General features: G+C 74.8%; 13 protein-coding genes. 5 read left to right on the forward strand and 8 right to left on the reverse strand.

Going from position 1 to position 16,391, the window contains the following annotated elements; translation table 11 throughout:
- Window positions 1-50: 50 nt before the first annotated feature.
- The 6 genes from IEW90_RS12535 to IEW90_RS12560 all read right to left on the reverse strand — a co-directional run bounded on the left by IEW90_RS12535 (window position 51) and on the right by IEW90_RS12560 (window position 10,251).
- Entirely contained in the window at window positions 51-1,268 is a 1,218-nt protein-coding gene (locus IEW90_RS12535; RefSeq protein WP_188718607.1) for a serine hydrolase domain-containing protein, read from the reverse strand.
- Window positions 1,247-2,005 (reverse strand): SDR family oxidoreductase, encoded by a 759-nt coding sequence (locus tag IEW90_RS12540; protein WP_188718608.1) that lies wholly within the window; start codon window positions 2,003-2,005, stop codon window positions 1,247-1,249. The genes IEW90_RS12535 and IEW90_RS12540 overlap by 22 nt, the downstream gene beginning before the upstream one ends.
- 318 nt (window positions 2,006-2,323) lie before the next feature.
- On the reverse strand, window positions 2,324-4,768 hold the full coding sequence (locus IEW90_RS12545; RefSeq protein WP_188718609.1) for a DEAD/DEAH box helicase: 2,445 nt from the start codon (window positions 4,766-4,768) through the stop codon (window positions 2,324-2,326).
- Window positions 4,769-4,954: 186 nt separating this feature from the next.
- A complete protein-coding gene (locus IEW90_RS12550) occupies window positions 4,955-6,052 on the reverse strand; it encodes a DUF2510 domain-containing protein (RefSeq protein ID WP_188718610.1) in 1,098 nt (365 codons plus the stop codon).
- An 83-nt stretch (window positions 6,053-6,135) separates the two neighbouring features.
- Window positions 6,136-9,408, reverse strand: a complete 3,273-nt coding sequence (locus tag IEW90_RS12555) for an efflux RND transporter permease subunit (protein WP_188718611.1) — start codon at window positions 9,406-9,408, stop codon at window positions 6,136-6,138.
- Window positions 9,409-9,507: 99 nt separating this feature from the next.
- On the reverse strand, window positions 9,508-10,251 hold the full coding sequence (locus tag IEW90_RS12560; RefSeq protein WP_188718612.1) for a MerR family transcriptional regulator: 744 nt from the start codon (window positions 10,249-10,251) through the stop codon (window positions 9,508-9,510).
- A gap of 117 nt (window positions 10,252-10,368) precedes the next feature.
- On the opposite strand from IEW90_RS12560, the gene IEW90_RS12565 reads away from it, so the two are divergent.
- The 5 genes from IEW90_RS12565 to IEW90_RS12585 all read left to right on the forward strand — a co-directional run bounded on the left by IEW90_RS12565 (window position 10,369) and on the right by IEW90_RS12585 (window position 15,080).
- On the forward strand, window positions 10,369-12,378 hold the full coding sequence (locus IEW90_RS12565) for an APC family permease (RefSeq protein ID WP_188718613.1): 2,010 nt from the start codon (window positions 10,369-10,371) through the stop codon (window positions 12,376-12,378).
- A 9-nt stretch (window positions 12,379-12,387) separates the two neighbouring features.
- The gene (locus tag IEW90_RS12570) at window positions 12,388-12,789 is read left to right on the forward strand and encodes a CrcB family protein (RefSeq protein ID WP_188718614.1); all 402 of its coding nucleotides are present in this window, start codon (window positions 12,388-12,390) and stop codon (window positions 12,787-12,789) included.
- On the forward strand, window positions 12,786-13,157 hold the full coding sequence (locus tag IEW90_RS12575; RefSeq protein WP_188718615.1) for a fluoride efflux transporter FluC: 372 nt from the start codon (window positions 12,786-12,788) through the stop codon (window positions 13,155-13,157). Before IEW90_RS12570 ends, IEW90_RS12575 begins: the two co-directional genes overlap by 4 nt.
- A 153-nt stretch (window positions 13,158-13,310) precedes the next feature.
- Complete coding sequence (locus tag IEW90_RS12580) at window positions 13,311-13,526, forward strand: DUF3073 domain-containing protein (RefSeq protein WP_188718616.1); 216 nt, start codon at window positions 13,311-13,313, stop codon at window positions 13,524-13,526.
- Between the two features lie 66 nt (window positions 13,527-13,592).
- Window positions 13,593-15,080 carry an L-serine ammonia-lyase gene (locus IEW90_RS12585; protein WP_188718617.1) on the forward strand — a complete coding sequence of 496 codons (1,488 nt, stop codon included), beginning with the start codon at window positions 13,593-13,595 and terminating at the stop codon, window positions 15,078-15,080.
- A 65-nt stretch (window positions 15,081-15,145) separates the two neighbouring features.
- Here the strand turns inward: IEW90_RS12585 and IEW90_RS12590 are convergent, their stop codons facing one another.
- Both IEW90_RS12590 and IEW90_RS12595 read right to left on the reverse strand, forming a co-directional pair.
- Window positions 15,146-15,565: a hypothetical protein gene (locus IEW90_RS12590; RefSeq protein WP_188718618.1), complete on the reverse strand. Its 420-nt coding sequence runs from the start codon at window positions 15,563-15,565 to the stop codon at window positions 15,146-15,148.
- A 107-nt stretch (window positions 15,566-15,672) separates the two neighbouring features.
- A complete protein-coding gene (locus IEW90_RS12595) occupies window positions 15,673-16,317 on the reverse strand; it encodes a DUF4190 domain-containing protein (protein ID WP_188718619.1) in 645 nt (214 codons plus the stop codon).
- Window positions 16,318-16,391 lie beyond the last annotated feature (74 nt).

Genomic DNA, 16,391 nt, shown 5'->3' on the forward strand with positions numbered 1-16,391 from the left:
GGCGCGGCCGCCCACCCGGCGCGCCGCGCGCGGACCCGGATGGGGATGGCTCACGCAGCGCGCTCGCGCTCCGCCGCCAGCGCCAGGAGCGGGCCGAGGCGCTCGGCGTCGTCCGGGCCCGCGAGCTCCCGCTGTGTGAGCCACACCGCCACCCGGCGCGAGCGCGGATAGGCGTACAGCGCCGTGCCGCTGCCGCCGACCCATCCGTAGCGGCCACGGACCTCCCACGGGTGCCGCTCGACGACGTCGACGGCGCCGCCGAGCGTCCACGACTGGCCCTCGAGGAACGGATCCGTCGGGTCGGTCGGCGGGCCGGGTGTCAGCATCCGGCCGAGCGAGGCCTCCGAGAGCACCTGCGAGCCGTCGCCCGCGCGCCCGCCGGCGACGAGCATCCGGCCGAACGACAGCAGGTCGTCGAGCGTCGAGACGAGGCCGCCGGCCCCCGATTCGAAGCGCGGCTCGCGCGCCCAGGCACCGTCCGGCGGGTCGATCTCGACGAGGCCGTCGCCCTCGGCGCGGTACGACGCCGCGGCGCGCGGCACCTGGTCGGGCCGCAGGCGGAAGCCTGTCTCGCGCATCCCGAGCGGCGCGAGCACGGTGTTGTCGAGCACGGCGCCGAGGCTCGTGCCCGCCACCCGCGCGAGCAGCGCGCCCGCGAGGTCGAGGCCGGTGTTGTACGTCCATCCCTCGCCCGGCTCGTGCGCGAGCGGCAGCGCGGCGATGCGCGCGAGCCAGTCGTCGAGCGGCAGCGCGGCCGCGGGGTCCGGCGGCCCCTGCCCGAGCTCGAGGAGCGCCTGCCACAGCGGCGAGCCGAAGGCCGGCGTGAAGCCGAGGCCGCCGCGGAGCGCCAGGAGGTGCTCGACGAGGATGGGGCGCTCGGCGGGTCGGACGTCGTCGAGCGGGCCGTCGGGCGCGCGGAGCACCGACGGGCTCGCGAGCTCGGGCAGCCAGGGCGTCACCGGGTCGTCGAGGCGCAGCACGCCGCGGTCGACGAGCACGAGCGCCGCGGCCGCGACGATCGGCTTCGTCACCGAGGCGATCCGCACCACGGTGCCGCGCTCCATCGGGCCGCCGCCGATCCGCCGCTCCCCCGCGACGCCGACCTCCTCGCCGCCGGCATCGCCGTCGGCATCGTCGTCCGGCGCGGCGATCGCGGCGACGACGCCCGGCACGCCGTGCGCGCGCACCGCCTCGTCGGCGATCGCCTGCACGGTGCGCGTGCTCAGCGCGGCTCGGTCGGCGCGGCTCAGCGGCGTCGCGCGAGCCACTCCTCGAAGGTGACGCGGCCCGTGCGCTCCTCGGTGAGGTTGGCGCCCGAGCGCACGTAGTCGAGCAGCGACGGCGGGAACGGTCCGTTGACGATGAGGCCCCGCGCGCCCGTGGCGACCTGCCACGACTTCGCGAGGTCGCGCGAGACCCGCACCTGCGGCCCCGCGATCGGCACGATCTCCTTGCCGGACGGGTCGATCGCCTCCGCGGCGACCAGCTCGGCGACCTCCGCGACGTCGACCGGCTGCAGCCGGCCGCCGAGCATCACCGGGATCGCGCCCAGCGCGGCGCCCGCCTCGAACATGTCGACCGACCAGTCGTGGAACTGCGCCGCGCGCACCGCGACCGTCTCGAGCGACGACGCCCGGTAGACGTCCTCCTGCTCGAGCTTCTTGCGGTGGTACGAGAGCTTCGAGCGGTCGACGCCGAGGATCGAGAGCACCACCGCGCGCTCGACGCCCGCGCGCTCCGCGGCCTCGACCACGTTGCGGGCGCCCACGGTGAAGGGGCGCAGGTCGAGCGGGTTGCGCGAGTTCGAGGCGTCGACGATCGCGTCGGCGCCCTCGAGCGCCGCATCGAGCCCCTCGCCCGAGACGATGTCGGCCGCGACGCCCGGGGCGCCGGCGATCGCCTTGCCCGAGCGCGAGAGGGGGACCGCCGTCTCGCCGCGTCTGCCGATGGACCGGACGATGGCCGAGCCCGCGAGGCCGGATCCGCCGATGACGACGATGCGCATGCGTGCACGCTACGCCCCTGGCCTGTGCAACCGCATTCAGCCGACCGCTCGCTGCGCCGCCTCGCTGCTGGCCGCGCTGAGGAGGAGTGGTCACGTGTGGCCCTCTCGGCGCCCCGAAGAGGGCCATTTGTGACCACAGCACGCTGCGCAGCTCGGCGGGTGGTCGCCTGTGGCCCTCATCGAGCCCCGCGGAGGGCCGTTCGTGACCACACACGATGCGCGGCGCCGGGGTGCGTCGGAGCGGGCGGCCGTCCCGGCGCGCGCAGCGACGACGGAGGCCCACCCGCGCGGGGGTGGGCCTCCGTCGAGCGCGCCGGGTCAGTCGCGCTCGGGCGCCTCGGCCTCCGTCGCCTCCGGCGCAGCGGCCGCCGCCTCGCGGGCGTCCGCCTCGGGGGCTTCGACGGCGGGGGCCTCGACGGCCTCCGGGACGTCGATCGCGGTGAGGGCGTCGAGCAGGTCGTCGCCAGGGGCGACGGGGAGCATCGGCGCCTCGATCTCGGCCCGCTCGAGCAGCTGCTGCATGCGCTTGCGGCGCGCGGGGGCGATCACGGTCACGACGCGGCCGTCGTTGCCGGCGCGTCCCGTGCGGCCGGCGCGGTGCAGGTACGTCTTGTACTCGTCCGGCGGATCGGCCTGCACGACGAGCGCGACGTCGTCGATGTGGATGCCGCGGGCGGCGACGTCGGTGGCGACGAGCACGTCGACCTTGCCGCGGCGCAGCTTCTCGAGCGCGCGGTTGCGGCGCGCCTGCGTGAGGTCGCCGTGGAGGCTCACCGCGGCGACGCCCGCGTCGACGAACTGCTCCTGCAGCCGCTCCGCGTACGCGCGGGTCCGGGTGAACACCACGATGCGGCCGGGGTTGCGCACGATCTGCTCGAGCACCGCGTCCTTGTCGTAGCGGTCGGCGACGAGCACCTGGTGGTCGATCGTCGACGTCGCCTGGTCCTCGCCGGCCACCTCGTGCACCGACGGCTCGGGCAGGAACTCGCGCACGATCGTCGCGACCTCCGAGTCGAGCGTCGCCGAGAAGAGCAGCTTCTGGCTGCCCGGGCGGGTGCGGCGCAGGATGCGCTGCACGGGCTCGAGGAAGCCGAGCTCACACATGTGGTCTGCCTCGTCGACGACGGCGATCTCGATCGCGCCGAGGTTGAGCACGCCCTGCTCGACGAGGTCCTCGATGCGGCCGGGCGTGCCGATGAGGATGTCGACGCCGCGGCGCAGCGACTCCACCTGCATGCCCTGGCGCACGCCGCCCACGATGACGGTCGTGAAGATGCCGACGGCGCGGCCGACGCCCATGACGGTGTGGTTGATCTGCTGCGCGAGCTCGCGGGTGGGCGCGAGGATGAGGGCGCGCGGCGGGCGGCCGATCTCGCGGCGCTCGGGGCGGTTGCGGAGCAGCAGCTCGACGATCGGCGAGCCGAACGCGATGGTCTTGCCGGAGCCGGTGCGGCCGCGGCCGAGCACGTCCTTGCCCGCGAGCACGTCGGGGATCGTCGCGGCCTGGATCGGGAAGGGCGTCTCGGCGCCCATCGACTTCAGCGCGCCCGCGATGCCCGCGCCGAGGCCCAGGTCGGCGAACGTGACGCCCTCGACGTCGGCGGCCGCCGTCGCCTGCGCCTCGAGGCGCTCGAGCACCACGTCCTCCTTGACCTCGAAGGGCTTGGAGTCGGTGGACGGGTAGTAGGTGCTGTCGCGGCGGGGGCGCTCGTCGCGGTCGCGGCGCGGGCGCTCCTCGAAGCGGTCGCGGCGCTCGCCGCCGGCGCGGTCGCCGAAGTCGCGACGCGGGCCGCGGTCGCCGAAGTCGCGGCGGGGGCTGCGGTCGCCGAAGTCCCGACGCGGGCCGCGGTCGTCCGAGCGGCGCTCGTCGCGCTCCTCGAAGCGGCGCGGACGGTCGCCGAAGCGGTCGTCACGGCGCGGGCCGCGGTCGCCGAAGTCACGGCGCGGGCCCCGGTCGCCGAAGTCCCGACGCGGGCCGCGGTCGTCCGAGCGGCGCTCGTCGCGGTCCTCGAAGCGGCGCGGGCGGTCGCCGGAGCGGTCGTCCCGACGCGGGCCGCGGTCGCCGAAGTCCCGACGCGGGCCCCGGTCGCCGAAGTCCCGACGCGGGCCGCGGTCGTCCGAGCGGCGCTCGTCGCGGTCCTCGAAGCGGCGCGGGCGGTCGCCGAAGCGGTCGTCCCGGCGCGGGCCCCGGTCGCCGAGGTCACGGCGGGGACCGCGGTCGTCGACGTCGCGACGCGGCGCGCGGTCATCGGCGTCCCGGCGCGGGCCGCGGTCGCCGAAGTCCCGACGCGGGCCGCGGTCGCCGAGGTCCCGGCGCGGAGCGCGGTCGTCCGAGCGGCGCTCGTCGCGGTCCTCGAACCGGCGCGGACGGTCGCCGAAGCGGTCGTCGCGGCGCGGGCCGCGCTCGTCGGCGCGGCCGCGGCCGTGGTGCTCGTCGCGAGCGCGGTCGAAGCCGCGGGGGCGGTCGCCGCGGTGGAGGCGGTCGTCGCGCTGCTGGTCGCGCCCGCCGCGGGCGTCGCCGCGCGAGCGGAACGCCGGGCCGCGACCGCGGTCGCGGTTCCGCTCCTCGGGCGGCACCCAGTTGGGGCGTCGCGAGGCGCCGCTGTCGCCGCCCTCGCGGCGGTCGCGGTCGTCACGGTTCCAGCGGCCCTTCGAGGGCTGCTCGTCGCGGTACCCGCGGTGCCCGGGGCTGCGGGAGCCGGGGCGGTCGGTGCGGTCGTTCGGTCGTCGGGCGCCCCGAGGGCGCTCGTCAGGTCGTGGCATCGCTGATCTCACATCGCGCGCGAGTCGTGCCCGCGCATGGTCGTCCCGCCTGCATCGCGGGGGAATCGGTCAACCGCGAGGGTGCTCGCGGGATCTCCGGCCGCGGCGACACTCCATGCGGCGCACGCTGCGCCTGTCCCGAGCCGACCCGTCCAGGGTACGGCACGGGGCGCGCGGGCGCGAGGGTCAGCCGAGGGGGTCGTGCTCCCGGCGGCCGCCGCGCAGCACCGACGACGTCCAGCGCGATCCGTCGAACCAGCGCATCTCGGCTCGCCGGTAGGGGTCGGGGTACCAGTCCTGGCGGGGCTGCGACGGCGTGCCCGGGGCGAGCCCGATCGGCGCGGGGATGCCGTCCTGACGGGCGGGCGTGGCGCCGGCACGATGCCCCTGCTGCGCGAGCCACGCCTCGTGCTGGCGCGCCTGCGCCTCGTGCGCCTCGCGCTCGAGCCGGTCGAACTCGGCGGGGGTCGGGATGAGCGCGGCCGTGCCGTCGCCCGCGATCCGTCGCCCGTAGACGTCGTGCTGCGCCCGCTGGCCGGCGATCGACGGCGCACCGTGCAGCACGGGGTCCACGCGCACGGGATCGATGCGTGCGCCCTGCTGCTGCCCGAAGCTCGAGCCCTGCGGCGGCACAGAGGCGGTGGAGCCGGGCATGGGACCGACGGCGGGGAGCGGCGGCGACGGCTGGACGATCGGGGTGCCGACGACGCGCAGGTCGTGCTCCGGGGATGCGGATGCGGCGGGCGGCGCCGCCGACGAGGCTGCGGCCGGCGGCGCGGATGCCTCCACGGGCTGCGACGCGAACGGGTGCGACGCGGCCGCGGCGTCCAGCGGCGACACGACGACCGGCGGCGCGGAGTGCAGCACGGGCGGCACGTGCCCGGGCGGCGGCGGTGCCGCGGCGACGACGGCCTGCGCGACCGAGGGCGTCGGCGCGACGAGCACGCGGCCGTCGCGGGCCGCGTAGTAGACCATCGAGGAGTCGGCGGGCCACTGGCCGTCGATCCGCAGCTGCGCGCGCCCGCCGGGCTGCAGCGGCGGCACGAACGTGAGCCTCGTGCCTGTGCCGCGCGGCACGCGCACGGTGATGGTGGCGCCCTCCACCTGGCCGGTGGTGCGCGTGGCGAAGATCGTCACGGGGATGTCGCCCGCGGGCACCTGCAGCGTGATGTCGCCCCAGTCGAGGGTCGCGCGCAGCGCGCCGACGGCGAGCGACGGCGGCTGCCGGTATGCGTCGAACCTGCCGTCCGGGGAAGCGGAGTGCACGATGAGGAAGCTGGGCATGCGCGCCACCTCCCGATCGGTTCCCGCTCTGTGCGCCAGCAAGCATCGAAGCACGGGCCCGCTGGAGCGCCCTGGGAGCCAGGTCAGCGTCGGCTGGCCGCGCCTCCGCCGGCCCCGCCCCGAGCGGCCGCGGCCAGCTCGCCGCGCCGCTCCGCCCTGGTGCCGCCGCCGCGCCGCACCCGGCGGCGCTCGATGGCGCCCTCGACGACGAGGTAGAGCACGGGCAGCACGATGAGCGTGAGGATGGTCGACGACACGAGGCCGCCGATCACCACGATCGCGAGCGGCTGCGAGATGAAGCCGCCGTGGCCCGTGAGCCCTGCCGCCATCGGGATGAGCGCGAAGATCGTGGCCGCCGCCGTCATGAGGATGGGACGGAGGCGCCGCTCGGCACCCTCGACGAGCGCCTCCCGCACGCCGAGCCCGCGGTCGCGGTACTGGTTGACGAGGTCGACGAGCACGATCGCGTTCGTGACGACGATGCCGACGAGCATGAGCACGCCGACCATCGAGGCGACGCCGAGCGGCACGCCCGTGAGCAGCTGCATCGCGATCGCGCCCGTGGCGGCGAACGGCACCGAGACGAGCAGCAGGAACGGCTGCAGGAGGCTCTTGAACGTGGCGACCATGACGACGTAGACGAGGAGGATCGCGACGAGCGCGGCGATGCCGAGCTGCGTGAACGCATCCGTGATCTGCGTGGCGACGCCGCCGACGCTCGCGGTCGCGCCCTCGTCGAGCTCGAGCCCGTCGAGCGCCTCCTGCACGCCGCTCGAGACGCCGCCGACGTCGGCCGCATCGGGCGTCACGGTGACGGTCGCGGTGCGGCTGCCGTCGCTCGTCTCGATCGAGACGGGCCCCTCGACCTCCGTCACCTCCGCCACGTCGGCGAGCGGCAGCGGCCCCTCCGGCGTGGGCAGCTCGAGCTCGCGCAGCTCGTCGAGCGTGGCGGCGGGCGCGATGGCGTCGAGGTAGATCGTCACGATCGAGCCCTCGAGCTGGATGTCGCCCACGGGCGTCGGCTGCATCGCCTGCGCGACGAGGCCCGAGACGGCGGTCTCGCTGAGGCCGAGGCCCGCGGCGAGCTCGCGATCGACCGCGACCTGCACGAGCGGCTGCGCGCCCTCGAGCGAGTCGGCCACCTGCGCGACGCCCTCGACGTCGGCCATCGCGGCCGCGACGTCGTCGGTGGCCGCCTCGAGCGCCTCGGGGGTCGGCGCCTGCACCTGCACCTCGATGTCGCCGCCCGCGAGGCCGGCGGACTGGCCGACCGTCACGTCGCCCTCGGCGCCCTCGGAGGCCTCGCGGATGCGCTCGCGCAGCTCGGGCATGTCGGTGCCGTCGGCCGCGATCACCGAGTACGAGATGCCGCCGCCACCGCCGCCCGCGAAGGCCGCGAACGACGACGCGGCGCCGGAGGAGACGGTGGCCGAGACGGTCTCGACGCCGTCGAGCGCACGGAGGTCGTCGGTGAGCGCCTCGGCGGCGGCGAGCTGCGCGTCGAGCGAGGCGCCGGGCTCGAGGTCCTGCGAGACCTGCACCGAGGTCTGGCCGTCGTCGCCCAGGAAGTTGATGGCGAGCAGCGGCGCGGCGGCGACGCTGGCGCCGAGGATCGCGACGGCGCCGACGAGCACGAGCGCCGGATGCCGCAGCGTCGAGGCGAGGATGGGCCGGTAGGCGCGGCGCAGCCGGTCGGGCCGCTCCTCCTCGTGCGCGGCGGGCGCCGCGGCAGCGGAGGCCGGCACCACCGGCGCGTCGGCGTCGCGGCGCGGGAGCAGCCGCAGCGGCCACGGCCGCGGGTCGGGGCGCACGCTCGCGAGCGCAGCGGCGCCCTGGGCGGCGATGGGCTCCTCGGCGTGCTCCGGCGCATCCTCCGCCTGCTCGGGCGCGCCCTTCGGCCGGCGCAGCAGCCAGTACGCGAGCACGGGCACGATCGTGAGCGCGACGACGAGCGAGGCGAGCAGGGCGATCGAGACGGTGAGGGCGAAGGGCCGGAACAGCTCGCCCGTGATGTCGCTGACGAACGCGAGCGGCAGGAAGACGATGACGGTCGTGACGGTCGATGCGGTGATGGCGCCCGCCACCTCGCGAACGGCGTCCATGATCGCCCTCGCGCGGGAGGGCGTGAACGTGAGGTGCCGCTTGATGTTCTCGATGACGACGATCGAGTCGTCGACGACGCGGCCGATCGAGATGGTGAGCGCGCCGAGCGTGAGCACGTTGAGCGAGAACCCGCTCCCCCACATGCCGATGAACGTCATGAGCACCGAGACGGGGATCGAGACCGCCGTGACGATCGTCGAGCGCACCGACCACAGGAAGACGAGGATGACGAGCACGGCGAAGATGAGGCCGAGCACGCCCTCGACCGCGAGCGCCTCGATCGACTGCTCGACGTAGGGCGCCTGGTCGAGCACGGTCGTGAGCACGACGCCCTCGCCGAGCTCGGCCTGCAGCGCGGGCAGCAGCTCGCCGACGGCGTGCGAGACGTCGACGGTGTTCGAGGCCTGGGTCTTCGTGATCGAGAGGATGATGGCCGGCTCGCCGTCGACGAGCGCGATCGACGACGCGGGGTCCTCCGCGAGCGCCGCATCGGCCACGTCGCCGATGGTCGTGGATGCGGTCAGCGGCAGCGCGGCGACGTCGTCGACCGAGCCGAGCCGCTCGCCGATCTGCACGCTCAGCGTCTGGTCGCCCTCGTCGACGGTGCCGCCCGGCAGCAGCTGGCCGCTCTCGTCGATCGCTGCCGAGACGTCCTGGCGCGAGAGCCCCTGTGCCGCGAGTGCCGCGTCGTCCGGGTCGATGGTGATGCGCTGACCGGGCGCGCCCTGCAGCTGCACGGCGCGCACGCCCTCCACCCGCTCGAGCTGCGGCACCGCGGTCGTCTCGATGCGGTCGACGAGCGCCGCCGTGTCGCCGGGCCCGGAGACGGCGACCCGCAGGATGGGGAAGTCGGCGATCGAGCCGGTGAGCACGGTGGTGTCAGCCTCGGCCGGCAGCTGCCCCTGGATCCGGTTGACGGCCTGCTGCACCCGTTGCTCGGTGGTGGGGATGTTCGTGCCGTACGTGAACTGCGCCACCACGGTGCTGACGCCGGTCGACGACGTGCCGCTCGTGCCCTCGAGCCCCGGCACCGCCTGCACGGCCCGCTCGACCGCGGTCGTGATGTCGGCGTTGACGATCTCGGGGCTCGCGCCCTGCAGGGTGGTCGTGACGACCACCGCGGGCAGCTCGAGCTCGGGCGTCAGCTCGGTCTTGAGGCTCGTGAGGGCCACGCCGCCGAACACGGCGATGCAGAGCGTCGCGAGGGCGATGAGGGCACGGTTCTTCAGGCTCGCGAGCGACAGCAGATGCACCCGTCGATCCTCCCATCGCCGGGTGTGCGCCCCCTATGGGGGCCAGCCCCCGCATCCGGGCGGGATGCGGGGGCCGGCCGACCGGGTCGGCGCCGCGGCTCAGCCGCGACGCGCGTCGGCGAAGGCGCGCATGGCGTCGCGCACGTACGCCGCGCCGTCTGCGCCGCCGTAGTTCGCGGCGAACCGCTCGTCGGCCACGTACATCTCGCCGAGCCCGGCGAACGCGTCGAGGTCGGGCTCGGCCGTCTGCCAGCCCGCCCCGATCCAGCGGTAGTGCCGCGCGGCGAGCGCCTGCACGCGCTCGGACCCGACGTCCTCTCCCGCCTGGCGCGCCGCGGCGTAGCCCGCCGCGATGTCGAGGTGCTCCTGCCCGAAGGCGCGCCGGTCGTCGTCCGACATGCCCTGCCACCAGGTCTGCCCGCTGCGCCACGCGTCCGCGCCCCAGCGCTCCGTGACCTCCTGCTCGTACCGGCCCTGGTCGAACCCGTCGAGCGCCTCCTCTGCCGTCATGGCGGCTCCTCCCTCTCGTGCCCGCAGCGTCTGCTCGACGGCGCGGATCTGCCTGCGGATGCGGTCGGCCTCGCGCTCGAGGTCGGCGAGGTGCGTCGCGAGCGCCTCCTCGTCGGAGGCGCGCTCGAGGCTGTCGGCGATCGCGGGGATGCCGACCCCCAGCCCGCGCAGCAGCAGGATGCGCTGCAGGCGCGCGAGCGAGGCCTCGTCGTACCAGCGCATCCCGCCGCCGTCCGTGCGGGACGGGGGCAGGATGCCGACGGCGCCGTAGTGCCGTAGCGTGCGGCTCGAGACGCCGGCGAGCCTCGCGATGCGCTGGATCGACCACTCCATGCCGATGACGCTAGAGGTTGACGCTGCGTCAACGTCAAGCGTCGTGGGCGAAGCTCGAGGGAACCGGCTCCGGTGTGTCGACGGCGCGGGGGGCGCGCAGGCGTACGCTCATCCGCCGTGACCAACGCGTTCTCGCCGAAGCGCATCCTCCTCGGCAAGCCCCTCGAGTCCGACCGCGCAGACGGCCAGCTCCTCCCCAAGCGCATCGCGCTGCCCGTCTTCGCGAGCGACGCCCTCTCCTCCGTGGCATACGGCCCGCAGGAGATGTTCCTCATCCTCACGATCGGCGGCCTCGCCGTGCTCGCGCACGCGCCGTGGGTCGCCCTCGGCGTGCTGTGCCTCATCGCGATCGTGGTCGCCGGCAGCTTCCAGCTCGTCCGCGCCTACCCCTCCGGCGGCGGCGACTACGAGGTCGCGCACCGCAACCTCGGCCCGCGCGCCGGGCTCGTCGTGGGCAGCGCGCTGCTCATCGACTACGTGCTCACCGTCGCGGTGTCGGTCGCCTCCGGCGTCGACAACGTCATCTCGGCCTTCCCCGCCCTCGGCCCGTTCCGCGTCGAGCTGGCCGTCGCCCTCATCGCGCTGCTCGCCGCCGCGAACCTGCGCGGCGTGCGGGAGTCCGGCACGGCCTTCGCGATCCCCACCTACGTCTTCATCGGCTCCGTCGTGCTGCTCATCGGCACCGGCCTCGTGCGCACGGCGCTGGGCGATCCGCCGGTCGCCGAGTCGAGCGGCTACGCCGTCGAGGGCGACCCGCTCACGCAGGCGGGCCTCGCCCTGCTGCTCCTGCGGGCGTTCGCCTCCGGCTGCTCGGCCCTCACGGGCATCGAGGCGATCTCGAACGGCGTGCCCGCGTTCCGGCAGCCGAAGGTGCGCAACGCCCGCATCACGCTGCTGCTCATGGGCGGCATCTCGATGACCCTGTTCGCCGGCATCACGGCCCTCGGCGTCATCGCCAAGGTCCACTACGCCGAGGACCCCTGCGACCTCGTCGGCTACGCCGACTGCGCGAGCGTGCCGCAGCAGTCGGTCATCGCGCAGCTCGGCACCGCGGTCTTCGGCGGCGGCAGCCCGCTCTTCTTCCTGCTCACGATCGCGACCGCGCTCGTGCTCATGCTCGCCGCCAACACGGCGTTCAACGGCTTCCCGCTCCTCGGCAGCGTGCTCGCCGCGAACGGCTACGCGCCGAAGAGCCTCCAGACGCGCGGCGACCGCCTCGTGCACTCGAACGGCGTCATCCTGCTCGCGCTCGGGGCCGCGCTGCTCGTCCTCGCCTTCCAGGCCGACCTCAACGCGCTCATCCAGCTGTACATCATCGGCGTCTTCGTCTCGTTCTCGTTCGGCCAGATCGGCATGGTCGTGCACTGGCGGCGGCTCCTGCGCTCGAAGCGCCGGTCGGAGTTCCAGCCCGTGCCCTTCGCGATCAACCTCGTCTCGGCGGTCTGCACGTCGTCGGTGCTCGTGGTGGTGACGGTGACGAAGTTCGCGCACGGCGCCTGGCTCGTGTTCCTCATCGGCCCGGTGCTGTGGTGGCTCATGTTCCGCATCCACCGCTACTACGGGCGGGTGCGCGACGAGATCGCCGCCGACCGCACGACGCAGTTCGGCGCGAAGGGCGACCACGCGATCGTGCTCGTCGGCGAGCTCTCGAAGCCCACCCTCAAGGCGCTCGACTACGCGATCGCCGCCCGGCACGAGTCGCTCGAGGCGGTGCACGCCGACATCGACCCGGAGGCCACGAAGCGGCTGCAGAAGGCGTGGCGGCAGTCGGGCATCCGGGTGCCGCTGCGCATCGCGCCGAGCCCGTACCGCGACATCTCCGTGCCCGTCATCGAGCACATCGAGCGGCACCGCGCCGAGCACGGCCCGGAGGTCGTCACCGTCTACACGCCCAAGTACGTGGGCCTGCGCTGGTGGGAGCGGATCCTCCACAACCACAAGTCGGCGCGGATCCGCCACAAGCTGATGCTCGTGCACGGCGTCACGCTCGCGCTCGTGCCGTGGCAGCTGCACCCGGACCGCCCGATCGCGCCCAGCGCGCGGCCGCTGCCGGGCGAGGCCCGCCGCGGGGAGCCGCGCCGGCCGGTGGTGCGGCGCCGCCACGAGCGGCACGCGACGCGGCGATAGCCTGCGGGCATGCTGCGCTCGGTGCTCGCCGTGCTCGTCGGCGGCGCGCTCGGCACCGCCGCCCGGGCGCTGCTCGACGCGGCGATCGCCGACTGGTGGGCGCTGCTCGCGATCAACGCGGCCGGGTCGCTCCTGCTCGGCATCTCGACCACCGCGCTCGCCGGCGCGCCCGCGTGGCTCCGGCACGGGCTCGGCGCCGGCGTGCTGGGCGGCTTCACGACCTTCAGTGCCGTCGCGCTCGCGAGCGTGAGCGCGACGGCCTCGAGCGCCGGATGGGCGGGGATCGTGCCCGCGCTGCCGGGCATCGCGATCGCTGTCGGCATGCTCGTCGCGTGCCTCGCTGCCGCCGGGGCGGGGCTCGGGCTCGGCCGCCGCATCGCGCGCGGCCGGGCGGCAGGCGGCGCGGGATGAGCCCGCTCGAGCTGCTCGCGATCGCCGGCGCCGGCGGCCTCGGCGCGGTCGTGCGCTTCCTGGCGGGCGCCGCCTCGCAGGGCCGGCCGGTGCGCGCCACGATCGCCGTGAACCTCGCGGCCAGCCTGCTCGTCGGCCTGTTCGCGGGCGCGCTCGTCGACGAGGCGTGGCGCGCCATCCTCGTCACCGGCTTCTGCGGCGGGATGTCCACGTACTCCGCCTTCGCGGTGCAGGCCATGGAGCAGGTGGAGCGGCGCCGCGCGGGGCACGCCGCGGCGACGGTCGCGATCACGGTCGTCGGCGGCGCCCTCGCCGCCGGTCTGGGCCTGCTCGTCGGCGCGCTCCTGTCCCCCGCGATGGCCGCCTGATCCTGCGCGGATGCCCGCGCGATCCTGCGCGACCGCATCGCCGCGGCACAGCCGCCCGGCCGCCGCGATGCTAGGATGCAGGTTGGACTTGCTACGGGAGTCCTCCGCCGCAGACAGGCGGGAAGTCCGATCCGTTCGCGAGGGGGGTCCAGCATGGGTCGTGGTCGCCAGAAGGCCAAGCACACGAAGCTCGCGCGGGAGCTGAAGTCGTTCAGCCCGAACGTCAACTACTCGGTGCTCCAGCAGGAGCTCGGCGGGTCGACTCCCGAGGACGACGAGCTCGTCGACAAGTGGGCCGACTACGCCGACTACGCGCCCGAGCAGGACGACGACTACGCTGACGACCGTCAGGAAGGGCGCAGCGCCTGATCGCGCCGCCGCCCGAGCAGCGCTGAGCCGGACCCAGGCTCCGCCGCACGAGGCGAAGGAGCCGAGATGACGCACGCCATCACCAACGCGAAGCTGCAGGAGCCGACCGTCGTCGGCAGCCACGCCACCGCGACCGCACCGGTCTTCGAGTCGCTGTCGGTGCTCGACCTCTTCAAGATCGGCGTCGGTCCCTCGTCGTCGCACACCGTCGGCCCGATGCGCGCCGCCCTCGACTTCGTCGAGCAGGCAGCCGCCGCGGGCGTCGTCGAACGCATCGCGCGCCTGCGCATCGACCTGCTCGGCTCGCTCGGTGCCACCGGCTCCGGCCACGGCACCGACACCGCCGTGATGCTGGGGCTCTCGGGGCTCGCGCCCGACACCGTCGAGACCCCGCAGATCGCCGCGACGCTCGCCGAGATCCGCGATCGCGGCATCCTCTCGTTCGGCGGCGTCCGCGACGTGCCGTTCGACGAGGCGAAGGCGTTCGTCTTCCGGCCGCTCACCGTGCGCGCCGAGCACCCGAACGCCCTGCGCCTCACCGCGTACGACGCCGACGACGAGACGCTCGTCACCGCCGGCTACTACTCGATCGGCGGCGGCTTCGTCATGCGGCACGACGAGGGCGACGTGCTCTCGCCCGTGCCGGCGCCCGCGCCGATGCTCCACGAGGTGCCGCACCCCTTCACGCACGGCGACGAGCTCGTCGCACTCTGTCGCGAGACGGGGCTCTCGGTGCCGGAGCTCATGCTCGAGAACGAGGGTGCGTGGCGCTCCCGCGAGGAGACCATCGCGCAGCTCGAGCGCATCTGGGCCGTCATGCAGGAGTGCGTGGCCCACGGCATCGCGACCGAGGGCGTGCTGCCCGGCGGGCTCGACGTGCAGCGGCGCGCCAAGCCGTGGCACGACAAGCTGCTCGCCCGCGACGCCGCCCCGAAGTCGGGCCGGCCCGACCTCCTCGAGGGCATGGAGTGGGTCAACCTCTACGCGCTCGCCGTCAACGAGGAGAACGCCGCCGGCGCGCGCGTCGTCACGGCTCCCACGAACGGCGCGGCCGGCATCATCCCCGCCGTCATGCACTACGCCGACAACTTCGCGGACTGCGTCGACGACGAGGTCTCGTGGCCGGTCCGGTTCCTGCTCGCGGCCGGCGCGATCGGCATCATCATCAAGTCGAACGCGTCGATCTCGGGCGCCGAGGTCGGCTGCCAGGGCGAGGTCGGCTCCGCGTGCGCGATGGCCGCCGCGGGCTTCGCCGCCGTGCTCGGTGCGACGCCCGAGCAGCTCGAGAACGCCGCCGAGATCGGCATCGAGCACAACCTCGGCCTCACCTGCGACCCCATCAAGGGCCTCGTGCAGATCCCCTGCATCGAGCGCAACGCGATGGCGAGCGTCAAGGCGATCAACGCGGCGCGCATGGCGCAGCAGGGCGACGGCACGCACTACGTGTCGCTCGACACCGCCGTCGAGACGATGCGCCGCACGGGCGCCGACATGAGCGACAAGTACAAGGAGACCGCGCTCGGCGGCCTCGCCGTCACGTACGTGGAGTGCTGAGCGAGCCTCCCCCGCACGAGCGAGCGCCCGCCCCCCGTCGAGGGGCGGGCGCTCGTCGGTCCGGCTCAGTAGCCGGTCGTGGCGTACGGGGCGACAGCGGCGAAGATGATGCCGACGAAGACGATGGGCCAGAAGATGAAGGCCCAGATGAGGCCGAGGATCGAGAGCACGAGGCCCCAGATCGCCATCGTCTTGCCCTGCGGCTCCTTCGCGATGCCGATGCCCGAGAGGACCGCGCCCGCGATGGCGTTGAGGAAGATGGGGACGACGATGCTCGAGATGCCGAGGATGAGTCCCCACAGCGAGAGCTTCTTCGACGTCGAGGCGGGCGCGCCGTAGCCGCCCTGGTAGGCGTCGGCGGGCTGGTAGCCGCCGGCGGGCTGGTAGCCCGGGGCCGGCTGATACCCGGGCGCGGACGGGGCCGGCTGCTGGCCGGCGGGCTGGTAGCCGCCCTGGGAGGGCTGCTCGGGAGGCGTGTAGGTCATGGGTTCCTCGCGATGGCGTCGGTACGGACGGCGTGCGCCGCTGCAGCCAGGCTATGCGCCGCGCATGAGCATCCGCCGACAGCGCGCGGAGGGTCGCAGGAGGGCGCTCAGCGGCCCACGGTCATGAGCATGGCGCCCAGGAAGCCGACGAGCGGCAGCACGTAGAAGAGCAGCACCCACAGCAGGCCCAGCGCCGAGGACACGAGGCCGATGATCGCGAGGGTGCGGCCAGCCGGCTCGCGGCGGAGCCCGAGGAACCCGAAGACGAGGCCGATGATCGGCACGACGACGAGCATCCACGCCAGCACGAGCGAGCTGAGGCCCAGCACCATCGCGGTCATCGAGAGCGTGCGATGCGGGGCGGGCGGCAGCTCGACGCCCGGGCTGCGGTACACCGGCACGCCGTACCCGGTCGTGCTCGACGCCTGCGCGACGCCCGGGTGGATGAGCTGCGCGCCGGAGCCGTCGTCGGCGCCCGGCCACGCCGGCGCCGAGACGAACGGCACCGAGGTCGGCGGGAGGGGCTGCGGCTGCGGCGCGTACGGTCGCTCGGCGTACGGGCGGTCGAGCGGCGCGAAGGGCTGCGGCTGTCGCGGCCCCGCGGCAAGCGGCGCGTAGGGCTGCGCCTGCGGCGGCGCATAGCGGGGCGGCGCGTACCGCGCATCGCGGCTGCGGACGTCGTCCTTCGGGGGGTCATCCCGGTGATCGGCGGCCGCCTCCTGCTGAGAGGGTCGCTCGGCGTCGTGGAGCATCGCTGTGGGCACCTCCTCGCCCGTGAACGGATCCTGGTGGACTCGAGCCGCTCCGCAGGCTACGCCTGTCGCTT

It is taken from the genome of Agrococcus terreus, assembly GCF_014645235.1.
GTDB classification, from domain to species: domain Bacteria; phylum Actinomycetota; class Actinomycetes; order Actinomycetales; family Microbacteriaceae; genus Agrococcus; species Agrococcus terreus.

Coding starts and splice junctions, on each gene's coding strand:
- IEW90_RS12540 (WP_188718608.1), bottom strand. CDS start 2,005: ATGCGCATCGTCGTCATCGGCGGATCCGGCCTCGCGGGCTCGGCCATC.
- IEW90_RS12545 (WP_188718609.1), bottom strand. CDS start 4,768: ATGCCACGACCTGACGAGCGCCCTCGGGGCGCCCGACGACCGAACGAC.
- IEW90_RS12550 (WP_188718610.1), bottom strand. CDS start 6,052: ATGCCCAGCTTCCTCATCGTGCACTCCGCTTCCCCGGACGGCAGGTTC.
- IEW90_RS12560 (WP_188718612.1), bottom strand. CDS start 10,251: ATGGAGTGGTCGATCCAGCGCATCGCGAGGCTCGCCGGCGTCTCGAGC.
- IEW90_RS12570 (WP_188718614.1), top strand. CDS start 12,388: ATGCTGCGCTCGGTGCTCGCCGTGCTCGTCGGCGGCGCGCTCGGCACC.
- IEW90_RS12575 (WP_188718615.1), top strand. CDS start 12,786: ATGAGCCCGCTCGAGCTGCTCGCGATCGCCGGCGCCGGCGGCCTCGGC.
- IEW90_RS12580 (WP_188718616.1), top strand. CDS start 13,311: ATGGGTCGTGGTCGCCAGAAGGCCAAGCACACGAAGCTCGCGCGGGAG.
- IEW90_RS12585 (WP_188718617.1), top strand. CDS start 13,593: ATGACGCACGCCATCACCAACGCGAAGCTGCAGGAGCCGACCGTCGTC.
- IEW90_RS12590 (WP_188718618.1), bottom strand. CDS start 15,565: ATGACCTACACGCCTCCCGAGCAGCCCTCCCAGGGCGGCTACCAGCCC.
- IEW90_RS12595 (WP_188718619.1), bottom strand. CDS start 16,317: ATGCTCCACGACGCCGAGCGACCCTCTCAGCAGGAGGCGGCCGCCGAT.